This is a genomic window from Silvibacterium acidisoli, from assembly GCA_022870745.1.
Taxonomy (GTDB): Bacteria; Acidobacteriota; Terriglobia; order Terriglobales; family Acidobacteriaceae; genus Silvibacterium.
This window is the reverse complement of the sequence record CP085323.1, coordinates 2269998-2294297: the sequence shown is the minus strand read 5'-3', so window position 1 is coordinate 2294297 and position 24300 is coordinate 2269998. Positions and strand designations below refer to the sequence as shown.

At 59.2% G+C, this 24300-nt stretch carries 29 protein-coding genes and 1 tRNA gene; 19 read left to right on the top strand and 11 right to left on the bottom strand.

Going from position 1 to position 24300, the window contains the following annotated elements; genetic code table 11:
• Positions 1 to 49 precede the first annotated feature (49 nt).
• Together LJD29_RS09495 and LJD29_RS09490 are read right to left on the bottom strand one after the other, a co-directional pair.
• Positions 50 to 634 carry a GNAT family N-acetyltransferase gene (locus tag LJD29_RS09495; RefSeq protein ID WP_446745522.1) on the bottom strand — a complete coding sequence of 195 codons (585 nt, stop codon included), beginning with the start codon at positions 632 to 634 and terminating at the stop codon, positions 50 to 52.
• Positions 635 to 656: 22 nt separating this feature from the next.
• On the bottom strand, positions 657 to 1415 hold the full coding sequence (locus LJD29_RS09490; RefSeq protein WP_446745521.1) for an SDR family NAD(P)-dependent oxidoreductase: 759 nt from the start codon (positions 1413 to 1415) through the stop codon (positions 657 to 659).
• Positions 1416 to 1513: 98 nt separating this feature from the next.
• Between LJD29_RS09490 and LJD29_RS09485 the strand changes: the two genes are divergently transcribed.
• Both LJD29_RS09485 and LJD29_RS09480 read left to right on the top strand, forming a co-directional pair.
• Positions 1514 to 2467 (top strand): AraC family transcriptional regulator, encoded by a 954-nt coding sequence (locus LJD29_RS09485; protein WP_446745520.1) that lies wholly within the window; start codon positions 1514 to 1516, stop codon positions 2465 to 2467.
• A gap of 103 nt (positions 2468 to 2570) precedes the next feature.
• Positions 2571 to 3053 (top strand): c-type cytochrome, encoded by a 483-nt coding sequence (locus LJD29_RS09480; protein WP_446745519.1) that lies wholly within the window; start codon positions 2571 to 2573, stop codon positions 3051 to 3053.
• A gap of 80 nt (positions 3054 to 3133) precedes the next feature.
• Here LJD29_RS09480 and plsX read toward each other — a convergent pair whose 3' ends face one another.
• From plsX to LJD29_RS09465, 3 genes are all read right to left on the bottom strand, one after another.
• Positions 3134 to 4174: a phosphate acyltransferase PlsX gene (gene plsX / locus LJD29_RS09475; protein WP_446745518.1), complete on the bottom strand. Its 1041-nt coding sequence runs from the start codon at positions 4172 to 4174 to the stop codon at positions 3134 to 3136.
• A 9-nt stretch (positions 4175 to 4183) separates the two neighbouring features.
• Positions 4184 to 4369: a 50S ribosomal protein L32 gene (rpmF, locus tag LJD29_RS09470; RefSeq protein WP_446745517.1), complete on the bottom strand. Its 186-nt coding sequence runs from the start codon at positions 4367 to 4369 to the stop codon at positions 4184 to 4186.
• Between the two features lie 75 nt (positions 4370 to 4444).
• Positions 4445 to 5011 (bottom strand): YceD family protein, encoded by a 567-nt coding sequence (locus tag LJD29_RS09465; protein WP_446745516.1) that lies wholly within the window; start codon positions 5009 to 5011, stop codon positions 4445 to 4447.
• 166 nt (positions 5012 to 5177) lie between these two features.
• On the opposite strand from LJD29_RS09465, the gene LJD29_RS09460 reads away from it, so the two are divergent.
• The 9 genes from LJD29_RS09460 (at position 5178) to fabD (ending at position 11794) form a co-directional block, all read left to right on the top strand.
• On the top strand, positions 5178 to 5507 hold the full coding sequence (locus tag LJD29_RS09460; RefSeq protein ID WP_446745515.1) for a PadR family transcriptional regulator: 330 nt from the start codon (positions 5178 to 5180) through the stop codon (positions 5505 to 5507).
• Positions 5504 to 8251: an ABC transporter permease gene (locus LJD29_RS09455; protein ID WP_446745514.1), complete on the top strand. Its 2748-nt coding sequence runs from the start codon at positions 5504 to 5506 to the stop codon at positions 8249 to 8251. Before LJD29_RS09460 ends, LJD29_RS09455 begins: the two co-directional genes overlap by 4 nt.
• Before the next feature lie 69 nt (positions 8252 to 8320).
• Positions 8321 to 8650 carry a PadR family transcriptional regulator gene (locus LJD29_RS09450; RefSeq protein WP_446745513.1) on the top strand — a complete coding sequence of 110 codons (330 nt, stop codon included), beginning with the start codon at positions 8321 to 8323 and terminating at the stop codon, positions 8648 to 8650.
• Entirely contained in the window at positions 8647 to 8808 is a 162-nt protein-coding gene (locus tag LJD29_RS09445; RefSeq protein WP_446745512.1) for a hypothetical protein, read from the top strand. The genes LJD29_RS09450 and LJD29_RS09445 overlap by 4 nt, the downstream gene beginning before the upstream one ends.
• A 60-nt stretch (positions 8809 to 8868) precedes the next feature.
• The gene (locus LJD29_RS09440; protein ID WP_446745511.1) at positions 8869 to 9318 is read left to right on the top strand and encodes a hypothetical protein; all 450 of its coding nucleotides are present in this window, start codon (positions 8869 to 8871) and stop codon (positions 9316 to 9318) included.
• Positions 9315 to 10385, top strand: coding sequence for an alpha/beta hydrolase (locus LJD29_RS09435; protein WP_446745510.1), 1071 nt, complete (start codon positions 9315 to 9317; stop codon positions 10383 to 10385). Before LJD29_RS09440 ends, LJD29_RS09435 begins: the two co-directional genes overlap by 4 nt.
• Before the next feature lie 15 nt (positions 10386 to 10400).
• Positions 10401 to 10568 carry a VOC family protein gene (locus LJD29_RS09430; RefSeq protein WP_446745509.1) on the top strand — a complete coding sequence of 56 codons (168 nt, stop codon included), beginning with the start codon at positions 10401 to 10403 and terminating at the stop codon, positions 10566 to 10568.
• On the top strand, positions 10556 to 10786 hold the full coding sequence (locus LJD29_RS09425; RefSeq protein WP_446745508.1) for a hypothetical protein: 231 nt from the start codon (positions 10556 to 10558) through the stop codon (positions 10784 to 10786). Before LJD29_RS09430 ends, LJD29_RS09425 begins: the two co-directional genes overlap by 13 nt.
• A 60-nt stretch (positions 10787 to 10846) precedes the next feature.
• Positions 10847 to 11794 carry an ACP S-malonyltransferase gene (gene fabD, locus LJD29_RS09420; RefSeq protein ID WP_446745507.1) on the top strand — a complete coding sequence of 316 codons (948 nt, stop codon included), beginning with the start codon at positions 10847 to 10849 and terminating at the stop codon, positions 11792 to 11794.
• Positions 11795 to 11907: 113 nt separating this feature from the next.
• Here fabD and LJD29_RS09415 read toward each other — a convergent pair whose 3' ends face one another.
• The 6 genes from LJD29_RS09415 to ggt form a co-directional block, all read right to left on the bottom strand.
• Positions 11908 to 12360 carry a hypothetical protein gene (locus LJD29_RS09415; protein WP_446745506.1) on the bottom strand — a complete coding sequence of 151 codons (453 nt, stop codon included), beginning with the start codon at positions 12358 to 12360 and terminating at the stop codon, positions 11908 to 11910.
• Between the two features lie 71 nt (positions 12361 to 12431).
• Complete coding sequence (locus LJD29_RS09410; protein ID WP_446745505.1) at positions 12432 to 13622, bottom strand: D-alanine--D-alanine ligase family protein; 1191 nt, start codon at positions 13620 to 13622, stop codon at positions 12432 to 12434.
• A 25-nt stretch (positions 13623 to 13647) separates the two neighbouring features.
• Positions 13648 to 14625: an arginase gene (gene rocF, locus LJD29_RS09405; protein WP_446745504.1), complete on the bottom strand. Its 978-nt coding sequence runs from the start codon at positions 14623 to 14625 to the stop codon at positions 13648 to 13650.
• Positions 14626 to 14632: 7 nt separating this feature from the next.
• A complete protein-coding gene (gene asnS, locus LJD29_RS09400) occupies positions 14633 to 15997 on the bottom strand; it encodes an asparagine--tRNA ligase (protein ID WP_446745503.1) in 1365 nt (454 codons plus the stop codon).
• 160 nt (positions 15998 to 16157) lie between these two features.
• Positions 16158 to 16976, bottom strand: a complete 819-nt coding sequence (locus LJD29_RS09395; RefSeq protein ID WP_446745502.1) for a sugar phosphate isomerase/epimerase family protein — start codon at positions 16974 to 16976, stop codon at positions 16158 to 16160.
• 89 nt (positions 16977 to 17065) lie between these two features.
• On the bottom strand, positions 17066 to 18796 hold the full coding sequence (ggt, locus tag LJD29_RS09390) for a gamma-glutamyltransferase (RefSeq protein ID WP_446745501.1): 1731 nt from the start codon (positions 18794 to 18796) through the stop codon (positions 17066 to 17068).
• Between the two features lie 70 nt (positions 18797 to 18866).
• On the opposite strand from ggt, the gene ispE reads away from it, so the two are divergent.
• The 8 genes from ispE to rplI all read left to right on the top strand — a co-directional run bounded on the left by ispE (position 18867) and on the right by rplI (position 24246).
• Positions 18867 to 19877 carry a 4-(cytidine 5'-diphospho)-2-C-methyl-D-erythritol kinase gene (ispE, locus tag LJD29_RS09385; protein ID WP_446745500.1) on the top strand — a complete coding sequence of 337 codons (1011 nt, stop codon included), beginning with the start codon at positions 18867 to 18869 and terminating at the stop codon, positions 19875 to 19877.
• Between the two features lie 229 nt (positions 19878 to 20106).
• Positions 20107 to 20180 (top strand) — tRNA-Gln (locus LJD29_RS09380).
• A gap of 102 nt (positions 20181 to 20282) precedes the next feature.
• A complete protein-coding gene (locus tag LJD29_RS09375) occupies positions 20283 to 21350 on the top strand; it encodes a ribose-phosphate diphosphokinase (RefSeq protein WP_446745499.1) in 1068 nt (355 codons plus the stop codon).
• Positions 21351 to 21470: 120 nt separating this feature from the next.
• Entirely contained in the window at positions 21471 to 22151 is a 681-nt protein-coding gene (locus tag LJD29_RS09370; RefSeq protein WP_446745498.1) for a 50S ribosomal protein L25, read from the top strand.
• 3 nt (positions 22152 to 22154) lie between these two features.
• A complete protein-coding gene (pth, locus tag LJD29_RS09365; protein WP_446745497.1) occupies positions 22155 to 22784 on the top strand; it encodes an aminoacyl-tRNA hydrolase in 630 nt (209 codons plus the stop codon).
• A gap of 74 nt (positions 22785 to 22858) precedes the next feature.
• Complete coding sequence (rpsF, locus tag LJD29_RS09360; RefSeq protein ID WP_446745496.1) at positions 22859 to 23281, top strand: 30S ribosomal protein S6; 423 nt, start codon at positions 22859 to 22861, stop codon at positions 23279 to 23281.
• Between the two features lie 101 nt (positions 23282 to 23382).
• Positions 23383 to 23721 (top strand): 30S ribosomal protein S18, encoded by a 339-nt coding sequence (gene rpsR / locus LJD29_RS09355; RefSeq protein WP_446745495.1) that lies wholly within the window; start codon positions 23383 to 23385, stop codon positions 23719 to 23721.
• Between the two features lie 66 nt (positions 23722 to 23787).
• On the top strand, positions 23788 to 24246 hold the full coding sequence (rplI, locus tag LJD29_RS09350) for a 50S ribosomal protein L9 (RefSeq protein WP_446745494.1): 459 nt from the start codon (positions 23788 to 23790) through the stop codon (positions 24244 to 24246).
• Positions 24247 to 24300: the final 54 nt, after the last annotated feature.

Genomic DNA, 24300 nt, shown 5'->3' with positions numbered 1-24300 from the left:
ATACGAGGAATCCGCGCATGGCCGCGTTCTCTCTCTATTCAGTCTTCCATCACATGCGCGTCGGTTCTATCTGGAAGCTGTAACCGTGTCTTTCGAAGCCAAGCGAATCGTAGAAGCGATGCGCGTCCTCACGTTTGAGATTGCTTGAAAGCGTCATCTTGTAGCAGGCTGCGAGACGGCATTGATCCAGCGCATGCTGCATCATGGCGCGTCCTATGCCTCGCCCCTGGTGCTCTGGATGAACAGCAACGTCTTCCACGACGCCAGATTTCCGGCCACGCTTCGCCATATTGTCCAGGATCGCCAGTTCATACGTACCAACGATGACCTCATCGACTATAGCTATAAAGACACGAAAGTATGGGTAGCTTCGCAACAGGGCCAGGTGCGCGACTGCCTCCTCGACGGTGAAGCCCGCTTCGCCGTCGATACGAGCATCACGGTAAAGCTTAAGAAGCCCAGGAATGTCCTGTTCAGTCGCAACCCGAATCGCCAGATCGTTCATACCTGAATTTTGAGCTTTCGCGCTTAATGATGCCAACTGTCTCACCAGCACATCCAGAGAGAAGCCTCTTCCAACGAAACCAACTGCCAGAGGCAGCTCCGACAGTTGGTTTCGTGTCTGAGAAAGCAAGGTCACCCTCTCGCGCGGGCACTTATGCGTGTTGTTGAGCCTCCGCCATCCAGGCCTTGGCATCGGCGCCGGCTGCAATGCGAAGTGGTGCCGCTGGATCCGTCGCAGCCTGCCAGATCGCTTCGGAGACATCGCTCGAACGAGTCACCGGCCCTGAAGTATCACGCATCCCGGACAATATGCTTTCGATCATCGGCGCATAGTCCGGATTATCGAGACCACGCAGGTGCGGGAATGCATTCGCTCCGAACTTCGTTTCGGGCGCGCGTCCTGGGAGCACAATATGTACGCGCACGCCAAATGGCTTCACCTCAAGCGCCAGCGATTCCGTGAAGGCATTCAGCGCCGCCTTGCTGGCTCTATACAAGCCGACCAAAGGAAGCGGCCTTAGCGTAGTGGACGAGGAGACGCTAATAATCACGCCCGACCGGCGCTCGCGGAACGATGGCAAAACTGCCTGAACCGTCGCAAGTGTCCCCAGCGTGTTGGTCTCGAACAAGGCGCGCGCTGCATCGAGTTCGATCAGTTCAACCGGCGAGGGAACGGCGAAGCCTGCGTTGTTGACCAGGACGTCGATGGCACCGGCTTCGGCTACCGCCCGGGAAATGCTGGCAGCATCGGTGACATCGAGCGGCAGAATGCGCAGACGATCGGACTTCGGCAGCAATTCGGCATTCGGCGTCCGCATGGTCGCTACCACCTCCCAGCCGCGATCGAGGAAGAACAGTGCTGTATCCAGCCCAAAACCAGACGAGCAGCCAGTTATAAGAATTTTCGACATGAGCACCTCCAGATGCGATCCAACTAGCCTGAAGATATGCCGAAGTTGCGAGACTTTCTATAGTTGACAGTCGCCAATTCTTTTGCGAAAGTCCTGCTATGTCGACTGATCCTCTCGCAGAGGTGGTGACGCTGCTGCAACCTGCCGCCCGTTTCTCAAAGCTGGTGGAGGGCGCCGGAACATGGAGAGTTCACCGCGAAGGAACCGGCGAGCCCTTCTTTTGCGCTGTCGTCGACGGGGGCTGCCGCATGATCGTCGATGGACAATCCTCGATGAAGCTGGAGGCTGGCGATTACGTGCTTGTTCCTGCCATGCATGAGCTCATCGTAGAGAGTCTGAATGCACCACCGGCCGGAACCACTTCAATGCCAACAGAAATCGGCGCCGGCCATTTTCGCGTGGGCCATGAAGCGGGACCGGCAGAATCACGAGTGCAGATCGGGCACTGCAGCTTCGGTTCACCGGACGCCGAACTGCTCGTATCGCTTTTGCCACAAATCGTAATTGCGCGCGGCGAGCCACGACTCGCTTTGCTGATGCAGTTGATCGGCGGAGAAACCCGCTCCCGGCGTCCAGCGCGTGATCTTGTGCTCCAGCGGCTTCTGGAGGTCATGCTGATCGAGGCACTGCGATGCGGCAACGATACTGCATCCGCGCCAGGCCTGGCCCGAGGGCTGGCCGACGAGCGCCTCGCGGCCGCGATTCGCGCCATCCATGCCCGCCCCGAATATCCCTGGACGGTGGCGAAGCTTGCTGCCGATGCAGCGTTGTCGCGCTCGGCCTTCTTCGCCCGCTTCAATCGCACCGTCGGTTTGCCGCCTATGGAGTATCTCCTGACCTGGCGGATGGCGCTGGCCAGGCGAATGCTGCGAGGACATGAACTTGCAATCGAACAGGTTGCCGAAAACGTAGGCTACAGCTCAGCCAGCACATTCACGGTCGCCTTCGCCCGTCACGTGGGCATGCCACCGGCTCGCTACGCTCGCATGCAGCAGGATGGCCGCAGCCCGAAGAATACGATCCCATCCGTCTCCTCGACGGAGACACAATAACAAGACCACACGGTTCGATTGCTTCCTCACTGAATTTTCTTCATGCGTGTAAGATTGCGGGCAGCATCGTATAAGCAGTTTCAATTCATCGAGGATGGAACCTATGCTGCGCAAAAGGCGTCTTTCCGCTGCTTCCCTTGTCCTGACCGCCTCACTTTTCAGCTTTGCTGCATTCGCCCAGGGTCCGCCTGCGGGCGGAGGCGAACACCATGGGCCGCCGCCTAAGCCGACCAACCTCAAGGTGTTTCCCAAAGACATCGATCCCGAAGAGTTGATGAAGCACATGCACGCCTACACGCATGACCTCGGCGTGAAGTGCACCTTCTGCCATGTCGGGGATGAGAAGACGCACCATATGAACTTCGCCTCCGACGCCAAGCCTGACAAAGAAATCGCCCGCACCATGATCGCTATGACGATGGAGATCAACAAGAAGTATCTGTCCACAATCAACGATCCTGACGCGAAGCCTGAGAACAAGGTCGTCACCTGCGGCACCTGCCATCGCGGCAACACCATGCCAGCGCCCTTCAAAGCTCCGCCGGATGGGCCGCAGCACCCCATGGGCGCTATGCCGAAACCGTAGCGAGCCTGTCTGAAAAACAAAGACGCCGCTGTCGACGAGACAGCGGCGTCTTTGCTTCACGCGCTTAGATTTTAAAAAGGTTACTGCAGTGGGAGACTATGGCCATTCGTAGGAAGGACCGGTCTCTCTTTGAATTCACTTTCAATATGCTCGTTGACACGAGCCTGCGAAAACTCCGCGGCCACACGAATGCCATTCATAATAGCGCGGTCATTCGACGAACCGTGACCGATAATGCAGACTCCGCGTACACCCAGTAGCGGAGCACCGCCGTACTCCGAAGGATCGAGGCGACGCTTGAACGCATTGAACGCCTTACGGGAAAGCAATGCGCCGACCTGGGCCGTGACCGTTGTGGTCAGCGATTCCTTCAGCATCTCACGCACCAGCCGGGTCAACCCTTCTGAGGTCTTCAACGCCACGTTCCCGACAAAACCGTCGCATACGATCACGTCGCAGTTGCCGTTGTAAATGTCCCGGCCTTCGACGTTGCCCACAAAGTTGATCGGCAGTTGCTTCAGCAATCCGTAAGCTTCGCGGGTCAGGTCGTTGCCCTTGCCCTCTTCTTCGCCTACTGAAAGCACCCCGACGCGCGGACGCCTGATCTTGAGCACGCTCTTTGAATAGAGCTCACCCATGATGGCAAATTGCTCGAAGTTCTGCGGCTTGCAATCGACATTCGCGCCGACATCCAGAAGCACCGAAGGCGACCCGGTAAGGGTCGGCATCACCATTGCCAATGCGGGACGATCGACGCCGGGCAGCGCGCCCAACACCATCTTCGCCGTCGCCATGGCGGCTCCGGTATTGCCGGCGGTAAAGAAACCGGCGACCTTCTTTTCGCGCACCAGCTTCAGCCCCACTCGCATGGAGCTGTCCTTCTTGGTGCGGACAGCACTGGCAGCCTTCTCATCCATGCCAATATGCTCGCTGGCGTGGACGATCTCAATCGGCAGGCGCTCTCCGTCAAGGGCAGCACGAAGACCCTTGCTCAGAACGTCTTCCCGCCCTACCAGGTGGACCCGGACAGGCAGGTGACGGCATGCAAGGATGGCCCCGCGCAGTTCTGGCTCCGGCGACTTGTCCGAACCCATTGCATCGAGCGCGATGTCAATCAGCATCGACAGAGTTTAGTTGGCTTCCTTAACTTCCAGAACTTCACGGCCCTTGTAGGAGCCGCACTTGGCGCAGGCACGATGGGGCAGCTTGCGCTCATGGCAGTTCGGGCACTCGGAAAGCCCCGTGGAAGTAAGCGCATCGTGCGCGCGACGCTTGGAGGTGCGGGCCTTGGAGTGGCGCCGCTTTGGATTAGGCATTGCTGATTCCTTTCCTTACTGGATCCGCACCCGGATTTTCAAGCGCTTCAGGCGCTGCACCGGCGGACCGTCAGATTACGTTTTAATCCGGCTTGCCAGATCTGAAAGCGCTGCCCACCGCGGATCGACCGGAGTCGTGTCGCAGTCACAGGTTTCGGAGTTCAGATCCCGGCCACAGCGCGGGCAAAGTCCTTTGCAATCTTCGCGGCAGAGCGTCCGTACAGGCAGGGATAGAAGCACCTGTTCCCGTAATACGTCTTCCAGCACAAGACCGCCATTCTGATAATAACCGATTTCCGTCTCAGAAGTTGAGATTGCGTGCTCGGAACCATCAGCATCGACGCCCAGCGGACGAAAAATCAGGTCGAATTTGCCGGCCACGGACTGTACCACCGGTTCCAGGCATCGCGCACAGGCCACTTCCACCCTGCCGGAGTAGTCCGCACGCAGACGAATATCCTGGATCACCTGCCGCGAACCCCGCGTTTCGCCGATATGCGTCTCTTCGATCAGATCGGCCCGGCCGTCGGCCTTCAGTTCACCCTTCTGCGAAACTTCTTCGCCATATTCGATCGCGCCGGGTTCGAACACGGTGGCGAATTCGATCGGCTCGCGCTCAAGGTCAGCAACGGTAATGAGCATGATGGGCCTCGTTATCTCGTGGGGATATCTACAGGGTAAGGACGGAGAGCCATCAGGGTCAAATAGAACCGCACATGCGAGCGGATCGCCAGAAAAATCTCTCCTTGACGATCTAGGAGAAGCTCGCTACTCTCCTAGACAGTCAAGGAAAGAAGGCGGCTCTCTCATGGACCTGCTCCAAGGCACCCTGGACATGCTCATTCTCAAGGCGGTCTCACTAGGACCGCTCCACGGCTACGGCGTTCTGCTGCGTATCCAGCAGATCTCGGGCCAGCAGCTGGAGATTCAGCAGGGATCGCTCTATCCGGCCCTCTACCGGCTGGAACACCGCGGGGCCATCACCAGCGAATGGGGGGAATCGGAAAATCGCCGCCGAGCCAAGTACTACCGGTTGACTCCCGCCGGCGTGAAGCAGCTTCGTGAAGAGACCGAAAGCTGGGACCGCATGGCCGGCGTAATCGCCGGAATCCTCAAGGCTGCGCCGGAGAACCTATGAGCCTGACTGCACGGTTCCGCTCCTGGCTCCGCTCCATGACCTCTCGCTCAAAGCTCGAGCGGGATATGGATGCCGAACTCGCGTTCCATATTGAAAGCTACATTGAAGACCTAGAGCTGCAGGGCATTCCCCACGACGAAGCCACGCGCCGCGCACGAATCGAGTTCGGCGGCATCGCCACGCACAAAGACGGCATGCGCGCCTCGCTCGGCCTGCGCCTGTGGGACGATCTCTGGGCCGACCTGCGTTACGCGCTGCGCATGATGCGCCGCTCCCCAGGCTTCACCGCCATCGCGGTCGGCTCACTGGCGCTCGGAATCGGCGCCAACACCGCCATCTTCACGCTGACGAAACAGGTCTTGTTCGACAAGCTGAGCGTGCAGCAGCCGGATCAGCTCCTGCTCTTTCAGTGGACGGCGCCTTCAAACAATATTGTTCATCACTCCAGCGGCGATAAGAAATCCATTGGCGGCGGAATGGACTTCGGCTCATCGTTCCCATATCCCCTTTACCAGCAGCTGCGCCGTGAAAACCATGTCCTCGAGGATCTCTTCGCCTTCAGGGATGCGAACCGCTTGACGGCCATAGTGGGCGATGAGGCGATCTCGGCAACCGCACAGATGGTTTCCGGCAACTTCTACTCTGTATTGGGAGTGCATCCGATCCTGGGTCGCGCACTTACACCCGCCGACGACGCCGGCCCCGATTCTGCTGCTGTCACTGTGATCAGCAATGCATTCTGGACGCAATACTTCGGGCGCTCTCCGAATGCCATCGGCAGGAGCGTGACCCTGGACGGAAAACAGCTCACCATTGTCGGCGTGAATCCGCCTTCGTTTACCGGTGCGGCAGACGCGCATCTTTCACCGGATCTCTTCATTCCTTTCAGCCTGGAGCCGGTGCTGGCTTCAGATCAGAGAAGCTCGGCACTGGCTGATCCTGAATTCTGGTGGGTTCAGATCATGGGCCGCCACAACGGCAGCGCTTCCGTTACACAGGCTCAGGCTGAGCTTGATTTGATTTTGCAGGCGATGGAAAGGCCGGAGGTCGACCCTGCAAAGCATGAGGCGATCCCCCACCTGGAGCTGGCCAATGGCAGCCAGGGACTGAATGCGAATGGCCGCGAGCTGAACGGCATGGTCTACGTGCTTTCAACTCTGGCAGGTCTTGTTCTGCTCATGGCCTGCACCAACATCGCCAACCTGATGCTGGCCCGATCGACCGCACGGGAACGGGAAATCTCCGTACGCATGGCATTAGGAGCAAGCCGGGAACGCATCCTGCGGCAGGTGCTTACGGAAAGCGTGCTGCTCGCATGCATCGGCGGCGTAGCAGGTCTTGCGCTCGCATGGCTCGGACGCAACGTATTGCCGGGCTTGCTGACCTCATCCTGGCAGCCTCCTATCTTCAATGGACATCTCGACGGCCGCATCTTCGCTTTCACCGCTGCCATGTCAATCTTGACGGGCCTTGTCTTTGGCGTAGCTCCGGCGTGGAAATCAATGCGTACCGATGCCGACACAGGCCTGAAAGATCGCGTGCAGACAGCCGGGCATTTCCGCCGCGGATTTGCGGGCAGGGCAATCGTCGTCTTTCAGGTGGCACTCTCTACACTGCTGGTCGTCGGCGCTCTGCTCTTTCTCCGCACACTTCACAAGCTCGACTCCACCGACCCCGGTTTTCGCACCGATCATCTCCTGCTCTTTCGGCTGCAGGTGCCGAAGATCAGCTATCCGGGCCCGAAAGACGTTGCACTCTTTCACCGGATCGAGGAGGAAATCGCCGCGCTCCCAGGTGTGGAATCCGTGGCACTCTCCGACAACGCGCTCATCGCACGCCAGACTTCGGCAGATGACTTTATCCGGCTCGATAAGCCCTATGAAGAGAAGGCCGACCACGAGGCGTGGACCAACTCCGTGAGTCAGAACTTTTTCGCAACGATGGGTATCCCTATTCTTGAGGGGCGCGAATTCAATGCTTCGGATACGGAGACATCTCCCAAGGTTGCGATTATCAACCGGGCATTGGCGCGCAAGTATTTCCCGGATGGCAACCCCATCGGCAAAACATTCCGGGGTTATTACTTTGTCGACCAGGAGCCATTTCAAATTGTCGGCATCTCGGCGGATACGCGCTATCACGATCTGCGCAGGCCTCCGCCGCCGACCTACTATGTGCTGTATCGCCAGCTACCCCATGCGGGCAGGTGGATGATGTTCGAAGTACGCACCCACATTCAACCAGCAAGCCTCGTGCCCGCACTGCAGCATGCCGTCCGGTCCGTTGACCCGAATCTGCCGCTGATGGACATCCGCACGCAGGCCGAGCAAATTGGCGACACCATCCAACAGGAGCGCTTGCTCGCCAGTCTTGCCGCAGGCTTTGGCGTGCTCGCGCTCTCACTCGCCTCGATCGGCATTTACGGCATCATGGCCTACAGTGTGACCCGGCGCACCAGCGAAATCGGCATCCGCCGCGCACTGGGCGCACAAACCGGCCAGGTGCTCGGCATAGTCCTTGGTGAAGCCTCAGGGCTCGCTGTCACCGGAATCGCTCTCGGCATTGGCGTGGCCCTGATGTTCACTCACCTGCTGGGAGCGCTGCTCTTCGAGATCAGGCCAAACGATCCGCTGACCATGATTAGCTCGGCGCTGCTGCTGCTCGCCATTGCTCTTCTAGCCGGATTCTTCCCGGCACGCAGAGCAGCGCGTATCGAGCCGATGCAGGCGTTGCGACACCAGTAGGAAAAAATCAGCGGATCCGGAAAATTTTTCGTTGACAGCATTCGCTATTAGATCTACAAAGTAGACCTAATGCTCGGCGAATTTGAATATCTTGTTCTTTCCACCGCCGCTTCGCTCGGCGACGACGCCTACGGCGCGGCGATTCGCGAAGAGATGGAAGAGGTCAGCGATCGCACCTGCTCGATCGGAGCTCTCTATACAACCATCGACCGGCTTGAGAAAAAGGGACTGCTCAAAACCTGGATGGGTGGCGCCACTGCGCAGCGCGGTGGCCGCGCGCGGCGCATGGTGCGAATTACACCAGCCGGCGTGCGCGAAGCGAAGGCCTTCTACGAAGCGGTAACGCGCGCCAGCCGCCGCGTTCCCTGGGCTATTGAAGCAGAGGAAGGCCGGCCATGACGAGCATTCCCTGGAAGCTGACGGAAGCTGCCGCGCAGTGGCTTGAACCGCATGAGCAGGAAGCGGTGCTGGGAGACCTGCAGGAGACGGGACTCGTTTCGTGGCGAGGCTTCGTCGAAGTCGCGGGCCTTTGCGCACGCAGGCAGCTTGCGCCGTGAGTCGACTGGCGTCCATGGATTGCCGGGCTGGGCATCGCGCTGCCGAACAGCTTTCTGCTCATGGGCAACTCGGTCGTCATCAGCATGACGTTTGTGCACCTTCACTCGAAGCCTGATCATGCCGCGCAGCTTGCCTGCCATTTTGTCTTCTTCATCCTCTGGGCGTGGATCGGCGGATATGCGGTTGGCACACTTTCGCGCAAAACACTCTGGGCAAGCATCGCCCTGTGCTTCGCGCCCTGCCTCTTCTGCTTCGCCCGCTTCCGAACGCCGCCGCTCTCGCGCTTCAGCCTGCTGCTGTTTGTTGTGCCCGCGATCTTCGGCGTCCTGCACAGTTTCTCCCGCTTCCGCATGAAGTCACCCTTCGTGCTCACCATCGCACTCGTAACAACGCTCTGCATGTTTGCCTGGTACGCCAGCAGAGGCACCTGCGCGGGAAACTGGCTGCTGCTGTGGCCGATATGGCTGGTTGCTTTTCATCCACAACCGTTTTGCACGGAGGCATCGTGAACACAGTTCGCAGGCTCAGGTCTTTCGTTCTGATCGCGTTGATGGTTGCTGTATGTGCCCAGCGGCTCACCGCGCAAACCGCAGCCAGCCAGCTTGTGAACCGTGAGATTCACTCGACCGCGCTCGCTCACAGCAAGATCGGCACCGACCCCGTTCGCAAGCTGGCCATCTACCTGCCTGCGGGATATGACGGATCGAAGAAGCGTTACCCTGTCCTCTACTATCTCGACAACAGCTCGCGGGCAATCTTCGATCAGCAGCATGCCCAGCAGATCTTCGATCGCAGCATCGCTTCCGGCATCATGCAGCCGTTCCTGCTCGTCTGCATTGACGGCAGCACGCCGATAGGCAGCAGCTGGTATGTCAACTCGTCCGCTACCGGCAACTGGGACGACTACATGGTCCAGGAAGTGGTCCCCTATATAGACGCCAACTTTCGCACGTTGCCCACACGCAATTCGCGCGGCATTACCGGCAACTTCATGGCGGCCCATGGCGCATTACGCATGGGCATGGTGCATGCTGACATTTTTGGAATCGTCTACGCGATGCATCCCGTCGGGACAGGTTCCGGATTACGCATCATGGACTCACTTCCCGACCTCAACCTGATGGCGAATGCACGCTCGCTCGATGACGTGAGGAGGGACGTCTACTCCACCATCTTCACCTCGATCTTCGAGGCGTTTCTACCCGATCCCGCCAAGCCACCGCTCTACATCGACCTGCCTGCACATCGCGACGGCGATAAACTCGTGATCGACAGTGCCCTCACCGCACGCCTGCGCGATGGCTTCTTTCTCGAATCGCTCATTCCTCAGTATGCCGACAATCTGAAGTCATTGCGCGCTCTCAAGATCGACTGGGCGCGCAGCGATCAGAACCAGGACCATGTCTATTCAAACCAGGCCCTAACGCATAAGCTAAACGAGTTCAGCATCGTGCACGAAGCCGAAGAGTTTAACGGCGCATGGGGCGAATCATATTGGGGCGATGATGGGCGCATCGTGACCGAAGTGCTGCCGTTTTTCGCGCGGCACATGATCTTCGCTGCGGAAACAAGATAGGGAGAAGGAGGACCGGTGAGCGATCCCACGCTGGAAAGAATGTGTCCGTTCTTTATCGTGAGCGATGTCGAGCAGACGATCGCCTTCTATGCCAACAAACTCGGATTCGAGATCTGGAATCAACAGCCGGAGAGTAAACCCTTCTTCGCCATTCTCGGACGCGAGGGGCGATGCTCTTCGTGAAATCCGGCGACGCCGAGCCTCTGCCCAACCCACAACGCGACCCTGAAATGCGATGGGACGCGTACATAGGCGCAACCGACCCGGACAAGCTCGCAACAGAGTTCGCCGGACGCGGAGCTGCCTTCAGCGCTTCACTCGAAGACACACACGACAGACTGCGCGGCTTCGAGATCACCGATCCCAGTGGATATGTCCTGTTCGTTGGACGGCCTCGATAGCCGCTCGGCATCCTCTCCGGCTTGCCTATGCAGCCGCAAATCATTTGAAATAAGTCCTGCATGAGTACAACAAAGCTCGCCTTTCTTTTTCCCGGACAGGGCTCGCAGGCCGTTGGCATGGGCCGCGATCTCGTCGAGAAATTCGCCATCGCCCGCCAGACCTTCGAAGAAGCCGACGAAGCCCTCGGATTCTCCCTCTCGCAGCTCTGCTTCGAAGGCCCCGAAGACCAGTTGAAGCTGACCGAATACACGCAGCCCGCGATCTTCACTGTCTCGATCGCCGCACAGCGCGTACTCGCCGAAAAAGGCATCGTTCCTGCTTTCGTTGCCGGTCATTCGCTGGGCGAATATTCAGCCGATGTCGCCGCAGGAGTGCTTCCCTTTGCTGACGCCGTGCGCGCGGTGCGCAATCGCGGCAGGTTCATGCAGGAAGCCGTTCCTGAGGGCGTAGGCGGCATGGCTGCGATTCTCGGCATGAGCCCCGAAGAGGTTTCGAAGGCATGCGCGGACGCGGTGGCGGAACTCGGCGGCGTTGCCTCTCCGGCAAATTTCAATTCGCCTGAGCAAACAGTGATCTCCGGCTCGGCAGCGACCGTCGAAAAGGCGGGAGCCATCGCCAAGGACCGCGGCGCAAAGAAGGTCGTGATGCTCAAAGTGAGTGCCCCCTTCCACTGCGCCATGATGCAGCCCGCGCAGGACCGCCTCGCTCCGCTGCTTGGCGAGATCAATTTCTCAAACGCTGCGGTGCCTGTAGTTATAAACGTGGATGCGCAGCTGGTCACCGGCGCCGGTGCCCTGCGCGATGCGCTCGTGCGCCAGGTAACGGGAACTGTCCGCTGGGTCGAGTCGGCACGCCTGCTGATCGAGCAGCAGCCGACTCACTTCATCGAAGCCGGTCCGGGCAAGGTACTCTGCGGCCTGATGCGTCAGATCGACCGCGGCCAGACGTGCCTCAATGTGGAAGATGAAGCCAGTCTGCAGAAGACGCTGGCCACGCTCGAAGCGTAACAGCGCAAAATACGGTAATGTCCGGGCTTGAGCCCGGACATTACAGGTGCCGGTGGGGATGGGGCTTTAGCCGCTCGGAATGTGGCCTTAGCCCCTGAGGTTTGCCACTCCCCTTACGGGCCAGTATAGAGCTCGACCGGAGAGAAGCCGATCGTCTTCGTCGCATGATCGACGCGTAGAAACATCGGGGTCTTGCCGCCGTTGATATCCACGCCCATTACCACGCCATTGCCAACCGTCTTGGCCACAACAATGTTATGCGACTTGATGACGCCGTAGTCGCCTGACGGCCCCCAGTCCTTGGAAAACTGACCGAAGCCGTAATCCTTGTACTTGTCGGGATGCTGCTGCCAGTCGGGATCGTGGTTCCAGATGCCGAAGGCTTTATTCATATCTCCGGCTTCTACGGTCGCGAGGAAGTTGTTCACGCGATGCTCCGCCGGCCAGTTCCACAGCATGTAAGTGGCGATGGCCAGAACAACGACAGCCACCACCGAAGCGATGGTGATATTGCGAATCAGCCGTGCTTTCTTGGCGTTGTAAACAGGAGCATCGAGCAGAGTCATTCCGCGGCAACTTCCTTTCAGCGGTCAGCTTACCTATCTTCTAATGACACCATCCAGCCGCAAGAGGTTCCTTAACGGCTGAAACTGGTGCGATCTTTTTCTGCGCGCCGTTCGAGTGCCAGCTCAATCAGCCGATCGATCAGCTTGGGATAAGCCACTCCCGAAGCAGCCCACAGCTTGGGGTACATACTGATGGACGTAAAACCGGGCAAAGTGTTGATCTCGTTCAGATAGATGCGGCCCGAAGCGCCGGGGTCCATGAGGAAGTCCACGCGCGCGAGGCCGGAGCAGTCGCAGGCCTGGAATGCGGCAATGGCCATCTGCTGGATCTGTTTCGTCTGCTGCTTCGTAAGCTTCGCCGGAATCACGGGGATCGATCCCTCGCTCAGATACTTGGCCTCGTAGTCGTAAAACTCCTTGCCGGGAACGATCTCGCCGACGACCGAAACCTCGGGCTTGTCGTTGCCGAGGACCGCGACTTCCAGCTCACGAGCCTTACCTCGTTTGCCGCCCACTCCCTGTTCGACCACGATCTTACGATCGAAGCTCGCAGCCAGCTCAATCGCCGGGCCAAGCTCCTTGCGGTCATGCGCTTTGCTGATACCGACCGAAGAACCAAGGTTTGCCGGCTTCACGAACAGCGGATACTTCAGCGCAGCTTCGATCTTTGCGATGGTCTTCTTCTTATTCGCTTCCCAATCGGCGCGCAGAAATGAGACATGCTTCGGAATCGGCAGCTTCGCGGCAGCGAAGAGCTTCTTCATCACATCCTTGTCCATACCGGTCGCCGAGCCCAGAACACCCGAACCCACATAAGCGATTCCAGCCAGCTCAAACAGCCCCTGGATCGTTCCGTCCTCTCCGAAGGTGCCATGCAGCACGGGGAAGATGACGTCGAGGTTCAGCGTCTGCCCGGAAGCAGTGGCGGCCTGCGTCTCAAACGGAACCAGCGCGCCCGTTCCGCCCTGCGAAGGAACCGGGGGAACAATCACCGACTCGCCTTTCGCGAGAACCGCGGCAGCCGAGGTCGCTTCAGGATCGCCAGCGCGAAGCTGCTTCGGCTCGGCGTGCGCTTCGCCGTTCAGCAGGCGCGTCGCGTCGGAAGCCGTAACCCAGCGGCCTTCTTTCGTGATGCCGATGGGAACCACTTCATACTTCCTACGATCAATCGCCTTAAGAACCGAAGCGGCCGACAGCAGTGAAACCTCATGCTCGCCGCTGCGGCCGCCAAACAAAATGCCAACTCGTAGTTTCGACTTCATTTATGCTGTTTTTTCCTTAAGCTCTCTACAAAATTTTCTTTCCGAATGCCGAAGAAATAAGCTCAACCGCCAATTCTGCCGTGCGGTTGCGTTCGTCAAGGACAGGATTCACCTCGACCAGTTCAAAACTCAACATGCGTCCATGATCGGCGATGATCTCCATCGCCAGGTGCGCCTCGCGATAGGTTGCGCCACCGCGAACCGGCGTGCCCACTCCGGGCGCATCCTCGGGATCGATCCAATCCATATCGAGTGAGATGTGATATCCCGCCGTACCGCGACCGGCAGCGCGCAATGCTTCTTCCATCACCGTGCGCATGCCGCGCTCGTCGATATCGCGCATGGTGTAGACCTCGGTCACACCAGCCTGGCGAATGTTTTCCTTCTCCGTCGCGTCGATGTCGCGCACGCCAACCAGCACAACATTTTCGGGAGACACTTTCGGCGACCAGCCGAGCACGTTTGCAAGTGGCTCCGGCCCGAGTCCCAGCAGCGCTGCGAGCGGCATGCCGTGCACATTGCCGCTGGGTGAGGATTCCGGCGTATTGATGTCGGAATGCGCGTCGATCCAGATGAGGCCGATCTTCTGATCCTTGCGGCGATAGTAATCCGCAACACCGGAGACAGTTCCCGCAGCTACCGAGTGATCGCCGCCAAGAACGATCGGCGTCAGCCCGTCTCGCAGTGACTGCTCGACCATCTCCGCAGCCTTGGTGCAGGTCTCGGTGATCTCACGCAGGTAGCGGGCGCTCTCATCGCCCACCTGTCCGGTTTCGGCGATGGCGACGTGAACATTCCCGCCATCGCGAACTTCATGCCCCAGGGCCTCCAGCCGCGCTTCGAGTCCCGCGACGCGAGCCGCCGACGGCCCCATGTCGACACCTCGGCGTGAAGCTCCGAGATCGAGTGGCACACCGATCAATTCAATGCGACGCGTCGGCAGCGATTGCACGCCGCCATGCAGCGCCTTGAGCGAATCCGGAAGTCTGTCGTGGGCAGTCATCTGAAGCTCAGGGGTAGATACGGTTCAGCGTGCGTGCAAACGGAATCGTTTCGCGCACGTGATCGAGTCCGCAGATCCATGCCACCGCACGCTCGATGCCCATGCCGAAGCCCGAGTGCGGCACCGATCCATAACGGCGCAGATCGAGATACCACTGGAAAGACTCGAGCGGCAGGTTGTGTTCTTCAATGCGGCTCTTAAGCAGGTCGTAAGACGAGATACGCTGCGATCCGCCGATGATCTCGCCGTAGCCTTCGGGCGCGAGTACATCGACGCACAGCGCATATTTCGCGTTCTCCGGATCGGGCTCCATATAGAAAGCCTTCACCGCCGCAGGATAACGATGCACCATTACCGGGCGGTCGAACTGCGAGGAGATGTACGTCTCATCCGGCGATCCGAAGTCGTTGCCGTACTCGAAAGGATTTTCGAGCAGCCCCTTGGCATGCGCATCGTTCAGCATCTTCACGGCTTCGTCATAGCTGATCTTCGGGAACGGCGCCTTGATGGTTTCGAGCTTGGTTACGTCACGCTGAATGACCTTGAGGTCGGCCATGCGCTTCGTCAGCACGCGATCGACGATGAAGCTCAGGAAGTTCTCCGCCAGTTCCATCAAGCCGTCAAGATCGCAGAAGGCGACTTCCGGCTCGACCATCCAGAACTCGGTCAGGTGGCGGCGCGTCTTCGACTTCTCTGCGCGAAAGGTCGGCCCGAAGGAATAGACCTTACCCAGCGCTAGCGCGGTGCTCTCAATGTAGAGCTGTCCGCTCTGCGTCAGGTAGGCTTCATCGCCGAAGTACTCCACTGGGAAGAGCGTGCTCGTACCTTCACATGCTGCCGGAGTAAGAATCGGCGGATCTGTCAGCGTGAATCCACGATCGTCAAAGAAGTCACGCGCCGCCTTGATGATCTCGGCGCGGATGCGCAGGATCGCCGCCTGGCGAGGCGTGCGAATCCACAGGTGCCGGTGCTCCATGAGGAAATCGGTGCCGTGCTCTTTGAGTGAGATCGGAAAGGGCACGTCTTCGGGCACACGCTGCACGACTTCAATGTCTTCAACGTCGAGTTCGTAGCCGCCGGGCGCGCGCTTGTCGGCACGGACCTTGCCGGTGACGATCACGCTCGACTCCTGCGTAAGCCCCTTGATGGCCTCGAAGACTTCAGGCTTCACCGCAGCCTTGGGCACGATGCCCTGGATGGTTCCGCTGCCGTCGCGAAAGATGGGAAAGAGCAGCTTGCCGCTCTCGCGAAGGTTGTAGAGCCATCCGCGCAGCGTGACGGAGCCGCCCTCGTAATCGCCGATCTTCGCAATCGTGGTGAGTGGTTTTTCTTCGCTCGCCGATACTGTTTCGTTTTTTACTTCTTCAGACATAAGTAATTCCTGTTTCTTTCGACCTGCAAAATCTCCGGTCTAAACCCGAACGAATGCGACTCCCGGTAGCATGGGGCTTTAGCCGCTGAGGTGGAATCTTTCCTCAGGCCGCGCCTACACAGCGAAACCAATCCGGCATTCCGAACAACCAGACGCATTTTTAGAAACTCTCAAAAGCCTTCGCAGCTCTTTCCGTCACGTAGTCAGGATTCTCCCCGAACGAATAGTGAATTTCGAGCACTCCGGCGGGCACGTGGGGAGCCAGCTTCAGCCCCTCATACACCTCGTCCCAGCGGATCGTGCCGTCGCCCGGCCACAGATGCGTATCACGGTCACCCATATTGTCGTGAATGTGCGAGGAGCGCAGGCGATCCTTCAATTCGGTCAATGTCGAGCTGACACCATCGCCAAGATGCGCGTGCCCCGTGTCCAGGCATACGCCAATATCATCGAAGTGGCCGGTGTTGAGAATCTCGAGCAGATGCCCTGGCGTCGTCACATCGCTCTGCAGGTTCTCGACCAGCAGCTTCACGCCCAGTGGGTTCGCAAAGGCGCGCAGATGCTCGAGCGCGGTCATCGAAAACTCGAGCGCGCGCGGACTCCACGCATCGCCCCTTTCGCCGAGATGCACCACCATAAAGCGGAAAGGAATCTGCTCCGCCACCTCGAGCGCGCGCTTCATCTCGTCCATGGCGTCGATGCGGCGCGATTTCTCAGGATGAATCACGTTCACATACGGTGCGCCGGCTCGGCCCATTTCAAAATCCGGAAAGAGCGGCGCATGCACCGAGAAAGGTTCGAGCGAATTCGATCCGAACCAGTTCGCAAGCTCCCGAATTTCGGACCTGTTTGTGTAGTCGATGTGCTGCTTCGCGGCGTAGAGTTCCACGCCCTGCGCGCCGGACTTTTGCAGGCTGTCAAGCAGACCCGGATGCAGACGATTGCGGAGAAAAACGTGAGACGAGATGACCTTCAGCATGAATAAGACCTGGGAGTTTCCCCTCTGCCCTATCTTCTCATCTTCCGGGGAGTCTTCCTGCACCGAGAAACTGACCAGTTACAGGACAGTCAGTAGCCGGCGGCTTTCCCGAAATGATGGCGGTGATCCTGTCCGCCTTCGAGTTCGCCCGTCTTTGGATCGACCGCGATACATTCTCCATCGCTCCAGTGCCCGTCGACCTTCACGTCGTAACCCAGCGAACGCAGGCCCTCCATTGTGGCGGCAGAGAGCCCCGGCTCGACATCCAACTCGTCCGGCAGATATTGGTGATGGAAGCGCGGCGCATCGACCGCCTCCTGGATATTCAGCCCTTCATCCACGACGCTGAGAAAGATGTTGGCGACCGTCGTGATGATGCGGCCCCCGCCCGGCGAACCGAGCACAAAGCGCACCTGACCATCCTTGAGCACGATCGTCGGCGTCATGCTCGAGAGCGGCCGTTTTCCGGGCGCAATCGAGTTTGCCGGTCCCTGCACCAGTCCAAACATGTTTGCGGTGCCAGGCTTGGCGGCAAAATCATCCATCTCATCGTTGAGCACGAAACCCAGCCCCTTCGCCGTCACGCCCGAACCGAAGCCGTTGTTGAGCGTGGTCGTGACGGAGACCGCATTGCCGTCCGCGTCCATCACCGAGTAGTGCGTCGTCTCGGTCGACTCATGCCGCACGTCCGCCATGGTCGGCGGCGAAGGCAAGAACCCTTCAGGCCGCTTCAGGTCTTTCGAGGCGCTCGCCTGGTCGGCAGTGATGCTCTTCCGCCATGAGGCCGCGTACTTCTTGTCTGTAAGCTCGTCGACCGGAACCTTCACATAATCGGGATCGCCGAGATAATCCATCCGGTCCATGTAAGCGCGCCGGAAAGCCTCGACAATCAGGTGCATCTCTTCAGGCGAGCGATCCGGCCAGCGGCCGAGATTGTAGCCTTCGAGGATATTCAGCATCTCGATCAGTGCCACGCCCCCGGACGAAGGCGGCGGCGCACTTACGATCGTGTAACCGTTGTAAGTGCCTGTCAGCGGCTCGCGCTCTTTTACGGAGTAGCGCGCGAGATCCTCAGTCGTAATCAGGCCTCCGCCCTTCTGCACATCCGCAGCCAGCTTCCTGGCGATGCGTCCATGGTAGAAATCGTCGGGATCGGTGGAGATGGTCTTCAGTGTCTCGGCCAGCTCGGGCTGGCGGAAGAACTCACCCGGACGGTAGAAATCGCCGTTACGCTGGAAGAGACTGCGCGACTCGGGAAACTTTGCCAGCTGAGGATTATGCAGCGCCGCCGCTTCGTCCTCCGAAAGCACGTACCCTTCCTCGGCCAGCCGGATCGCCGGCTCCATCACCTTTTCAAGCCCGAGCTTTCCGTACTTCTTCTCGGCATAGACCATGCCCGCCACCGACCCGGGAACACCGATGGCCCTGTAGCCGGTGATGCTGGCATCGGGAATGGGATTGCCTTTCGCGTCCAGGTACATCTTCGCGGTAGCAGCCTGCGGAGCACGTTCGCGGTAGTCGAGGAAGGTATCCTTGCCGCTTTCCTGGAGATGAATCAGCATGAATCCGCCGCCCCCCAGGTTTCCGGCCGCAGGATGCACCACGGCAAGAGCGAAGCCGGTCGCCACTGCGGCGTCAACAGCGTTCCCGCCTTCTTCAAGGATTTGGACGCCGGCATCGGTCGCCCGGTGATGAATGCTCACCACCATGGCGTGCCTGGTGCGAACCGGCTGTTCATGGATGGCACCGGCGTTGACCTGCCCACAAGCAGCGCAGGAGAACAGAATTGCGGCGATCGAGACAGCTGCAACTTGTTTCATGTAGCGGTAGTCTAGCCGATTTTGCCTGTAACTCGTTGTTTCAGATACGGAAAGTTAAAATAACAAACGCATGACGACTACCGTCCGTTCCTATTCCAAAATCAACCTGGGCCTGGCCATCGGGCCGACCCGCCCGGACGGCTTCCACGCTCTGTCGACCCTTTACCAGACCCTCGACGCTCATGACCTGGTATCCGTTGAGGTTTCGGCGGCGGCGGCAACTTCCATCACCCTGACCACCAACAACGAGCGCGTTCCCACAGATGCCCGCAACACCGCCTTTAAAGCCGTCGACCTCGCCCTGAGCGCTCTCCACTTCGCTGCTAAGGTACACATTCATATAGAGAAGCGGTTGCCGATTCAGGGCGGCATGGGAGCCGGTTCCGCAAATGCCGCCGCCGCATTGATCGCACTGGAGCGTGAACTGGAGACACTTGGCGCGCCGCTTCTTCCCGCCGGCGAGCGCCTGAAGATCGCGGCGGAGGTTGGCTCGGACGTCCCACTGTTCCTTATCGGCGGATCCGTTCTTGGCGTGAATCGCGGCGAAGCCGTCTACCCCATGCCCGATCTGCCACAAACATGGTGTATTGTCGCGCTACCCGAGATTGGGGTCTCCACTCCACAGGCTTTTCGCGACTGGGACGCGCTCCACGCGTCTTCCGCATTGACCGCCCAGGAGGCGTCGGATAGACTAGACAGGTTGAGTCGGATCTTCGCTTCTGCATTATGCGAGCCGCACTCCTCCGGTGTCTCCCGCAATGCGGGGGGCCTGGCCGGGAATCCGCTTCTCGCGCTTGTCCGAACCGGGATTGAAAACGACTTCGAAGAAGTGGTTTTCCCACAAAGTCCCCTCCTCGGTGAAATCAAGCGCATTCTTACGGGTTCTGACCTTGCTCCGGAGCAGTCGGCTGTCTATGCAGCGCTTTCCGGTTCCGGATCGGCCCTTTTCGGCCTCTATCCGAACCTCGAAGCAGCGGAGCTGGCCGAACAACGGTTAGCAAAGGCCGGTATCCGCTCGCTAAGGACAAAAACCCTCCTGCGGCAGGAATATTGGGCCTCATTGATTGAATCGGCAAGTTAGATTCTTAGGTTTTGTTGTACTGGGCGATCGACTAACGGTAGGTCAAGTGCCTTTCTGTTCGACGCGGCCAAAATCGGGCCGCGCCGAAGGGTCGAGAGTCATAGCGGGATTGAGTTTTGTTGTACTGGGCGATCGACTAACGGTAGGTCAAGTGCCTTTCTGTTCGACGCGGCCAAAATCGGGCCGCGCCGAAGGGTCGAGAGTCATAGCGGATTGAGTTTTGTTGTACTGGGCGATCGACTAACGGTAGGTCAAGTGCCTTTGGAGCACTTTGTCTAGGTTCGAATCCTAGTCGCCCAGCCAGAAAACATTGCCGTCGAACCGTACGGCAGGTCGGCCCTGGCAGCAAGAAGGCCAGAAAAATATGTGCAGGACAACCCACAGCCAACCAGCTTGGAGGATCTTGTGAAGAACGAAACGACAGTAGTGGAATTGCCGGTAACCGAAGGCGTAGGAGCAGCAGCAGAACAGGGCGCATCGAAATCGCACAACGAGCCGAAGCCTGAGAAGAAAAAGGGCCGTTCGTACAGTGAAGATAAGCACTTCAAGATTTTTACGGGCTCTGCAAACCGGGCCCTGGCCTCTGAGATCTGCAAGCATATCGGCGTTACGCTTGGTGAAACCAAGATGCAGCGCTTCGCCGATGGAGAGATTTACTTCCAGCTGCTTGAGAACGTTCGCGGCGCTGACGTTTTCGTGGTTCAGCCGACCTGCTATCCGGTTGACCAGCACCTCGTGGAGCTGCTGGTGATGATCGACGCACTGAAGCGTGCATCGGCGGCTCGCATCACGGTGGTTGTTCCGTACTACGGCTATGCCCGGCAGGATCGTAAGGATCGTCCGCGCGTAGCGATTTCGTCGAAGCTGGTTGCCGATCTGCTGACGACGGCCGGTGCGAACCGTGCCCTCTTCATGGATCTGCATGCAGCCCAGATTCAGGGCTTTTTCAATATCCCGGTGGACCACATGTTCGCCAGCCCGGTAATGGTCAGCTACTTCCGTGACCTGAACCTGCCGAAGCTGACCGTGGTATCGCCGGATGCGGGAGGCGTGGAACGTGCGCGCTTCTTCGCGACCAAGATGGGAGCTCCGCTGGCGATTGTGGACAAGCGCCGGACGGATATCAACGTGACGGAAGTGATGCACGTGATCGGCGACGTAAAGGGCTGCACCTGCCTGATCATCGACGACATCGTGGACACGGCCGGCACGCTGGTAAAGACCGTAGACGCTTTGCTTGAGCAGGGCGCTACCAAGGTCTACGCATGCGCTTCGCACGCCGTTCTGTCGGGCCCGGCGATTGAGCGCATCGCGAACTCCCGGCTTGAGGAACTGGTTGTAACCGATTCCATCCCTCTGCGCGAAGAAGCGCAGAAGGTGAGCAAGATCAAGGTGCGCTCGGTGTCCGGCCTTCTGGCCGCAACCATCGAGAGCATTCACATGGAGACGAGCGTAAGCTCGCTCTTCAACTAAACGCGGCTTTTGACTATTGGCTTCGTGCTGTTAGTTCGATTGGTTGCATGACACAGTGCGCGGCCCGCAACGGTCGCCGAGAAGGGAGCGGGAAATATCCCGTGCCCGAAGGAAAAGAAAATGATCAGTCAGGAAGTTGTCGCAGCTACGCCCCGCGAGGGCAAGTTCAACAAGAATGCAGCACGCCGCGTACGCGTGAAGGGCAAGATCCCCGCCGTGGTTTACGGCGCCTCCGAGCCCGCGGTGGCCATCGAAGTCGACCCCAAGCAGATCCAGAAGATTCTGCACTCGGAAGCCGGCCACAACTCGATCTTCGACCTCGAGATCAGCGGTTCGACCGCCAAGACCAAGGCCATGATCGTCGACTGGCAGTACGAGCCCATCAAGGGCACGCTCATGCACATCGATCTCAAGCGTATCGCTCTCGACAAGACCATGACCGTCGAAGTTCCGGTACAGCTGATCGGCATCCCGTTCGGCGTGAAGAACGAGGGCGGACTGCTCGACCACGTGCTGCGTGAAGTTTCGGTCGAGTGCCTCCCGGGCGATATTCCGAGCCACATCGACGTCGACGTGTCCGAACTGAAGATTGGTGATGCCATCCGCGTCTCCGACCTGCCGCACTCGGACAAGCTGAAGTTCCTTGACGAGGAAGATGCCACGGTTGCGCACGTTGTCGCGATCAAGGAAGAAGCAGCACCGGCCGAAGGCACGACCCCGGCCGAGCCCGAAGTCGTCAAGAAGGGCAAGACCGACGCAGCAGCCGCTCCGGCAGCCGACGCGAAGGGCGCAAAGAAGTAAACCTTGCCGACTGCGAACGAAGCTTCCCGAAGCGGTGTGTTCCTGGTTGTCGGGCTCGGCAATCCGGGCATCGAGTACCAGTTCACGCCGCACAACGCGGGCTTTCTCGCAGTCGACAGGATCGCCGAACGGTATAGCGCTACGGTGGCCAACCGCCGCTGCCGCGCTCTGACGGCGAAGATTCAGATTGCAGGCCGCGAAGTCATCCTGGCGAAGCCGGAAACCTTCATGAACTTAAGCGGCCTTTCCGTCGCGGCGCTGGCCGAAGAGTTTGGCGTCGATCCGCTCCGCGACATGCTGGTTTTGTACGACGAGTTGGCTTTCCCCATGGGCACGTTCCGTGTGAAAGAACGCGGAAGCGCAGCAGGGCATAACGGGGCAAAGTCGATCAACGGATCGATCCGCTCCGAGGACTGGGCTCGTATCCGCATCGGGGTCGGGTCGGATGGAAGTCCGGCAAGCGCATTCCGGCGTGGCAAGGATTATCTGCTGGCGCCGCTGCGCAAAGCAGATCTGGCGGCACTCGACGAGGTTCTCGACCGCGTGGCGCAGGCAGTAGAAGTGACGGTGGGTCAGGGAATTGCCACCGCGATGAACGAATTTAACCGCAGGGACAACGGACCCGCGGAGTAAGCGAATAGCAGTAAAGAATTCAGAATGGTCACGGTGACAGATTGCCGCCGCGTTCCAGGGAAAAGAGAAGCAGCATGGCACGTTTTTACGAAGTAATGTACATCGTCCGTCCTGATATTGAGGACGCAGAACTCGACAAGCTGATCGCCGGCTTTGAGCAGACGGTCACCAATGGTGGCGGAAGCGTTCGCTCGACCGAAAAGATGGGCCGCCGCAAGCTGGCCTACACCGTGCGCAAGTTCAACGACGGCAACTACGTTCTGATGACCGTTGACGCCGATGGCAAGCTGATTGCCGAGATCGAGCGCCGCCTCCGCGTGACCGAGCCTGTCATCAAGTTCATCACCGTTCGCATGGACGAAGAGCAGAAGCGCATCGACAAGATGAAGGCCCTGCGCGCGACGCGCAAGAAGCTGAGCGCCCAGCCGCAGGCCACTGAAGCTCCTGCAGCCCCAGCTGCTCCGGCTGAAGCAGCTCCGGCAGAAGCCACCGCTTAAGAAGTTTGTTGAAAGCGGTTCTGCCCATGCTGAATCGCTGCAGAAAAATATTCGTTTTCGACGGGCTGGCAAGCCGGCCCAGATGAAGGATAGGAAATACCATGGCTGACGAAACAACACCGCAACGCGCCCACGAAGGTGGAGCGCCCTCCACTTCCGCACCTCGCACCGGCGGCCCGGGTGGCCCCCGCTCTGGTGGCCCTGGCGGCCCCGGCGGACGCAAGTTCTTCCGCCGCAAGAAGGTCTGCAAGTTCTGCACCGAGAAGATCGACGCGATCCCCTACCGCGACGTGCGCCTGCTGCAGCAGTTTGTGGCCGAGCGTGGCAAGATTGTGCCCCGCCGCCTGACTGGTGTCTGCACCACGCACCAGCGCCGCCTGACCCGCGCCATCAAGCAGGCCCGCAACATCGCGTTGCTGCCTTTCGCCGCGCGCTACTAGTGCACACGGGCGGCCGTAGCGCCGCCTTGGGAATCGGGCATCGCGCCCCTTTTATTGGAGATTGAAATGGAAGTCATCCTCAAAGAAGACGTAAACAACCTCGGCCACCGCGGAGACGTGGTGAAGGTAGCCGACGGCTACGGCCGCAACTACCTGCTGCCGAAAAAGCTGGCCATGGAAGCCACCTCTGCCAACAAGGCTGTCATCGAGCAGATGAAGGCGAAGGCTGTGCGCCTCTCCGCCAAGGAAAAGACCGAAGCAGAAGCGCTCGTGCTCCAGCTCAACGAAGCCGCTCTGGTCTTCGAGCGCAAGGTTGGCGAGAACGATCACCTCTTCGGTTCGGTCACCTCGGCTGACATCGCGCAGGCGCTCGAAGCCAAGGGCTTCAACATCGACCGCCGCAAGATCCAGCTCGACGAGCCGCTCAAGCAGGTCGGTGAGTTCCACGTGCCGGTCAAGCTGCACCGCGAAGTCACCGCTCACGTTTCCGTCACCGTCAAGGGCGACGCAGAAACCGCAGCCTAAGCCTTTCGCAAATAAAAAGCCCGGACCGAAAGGTCCGGGCTTTTTGTTTGCGCT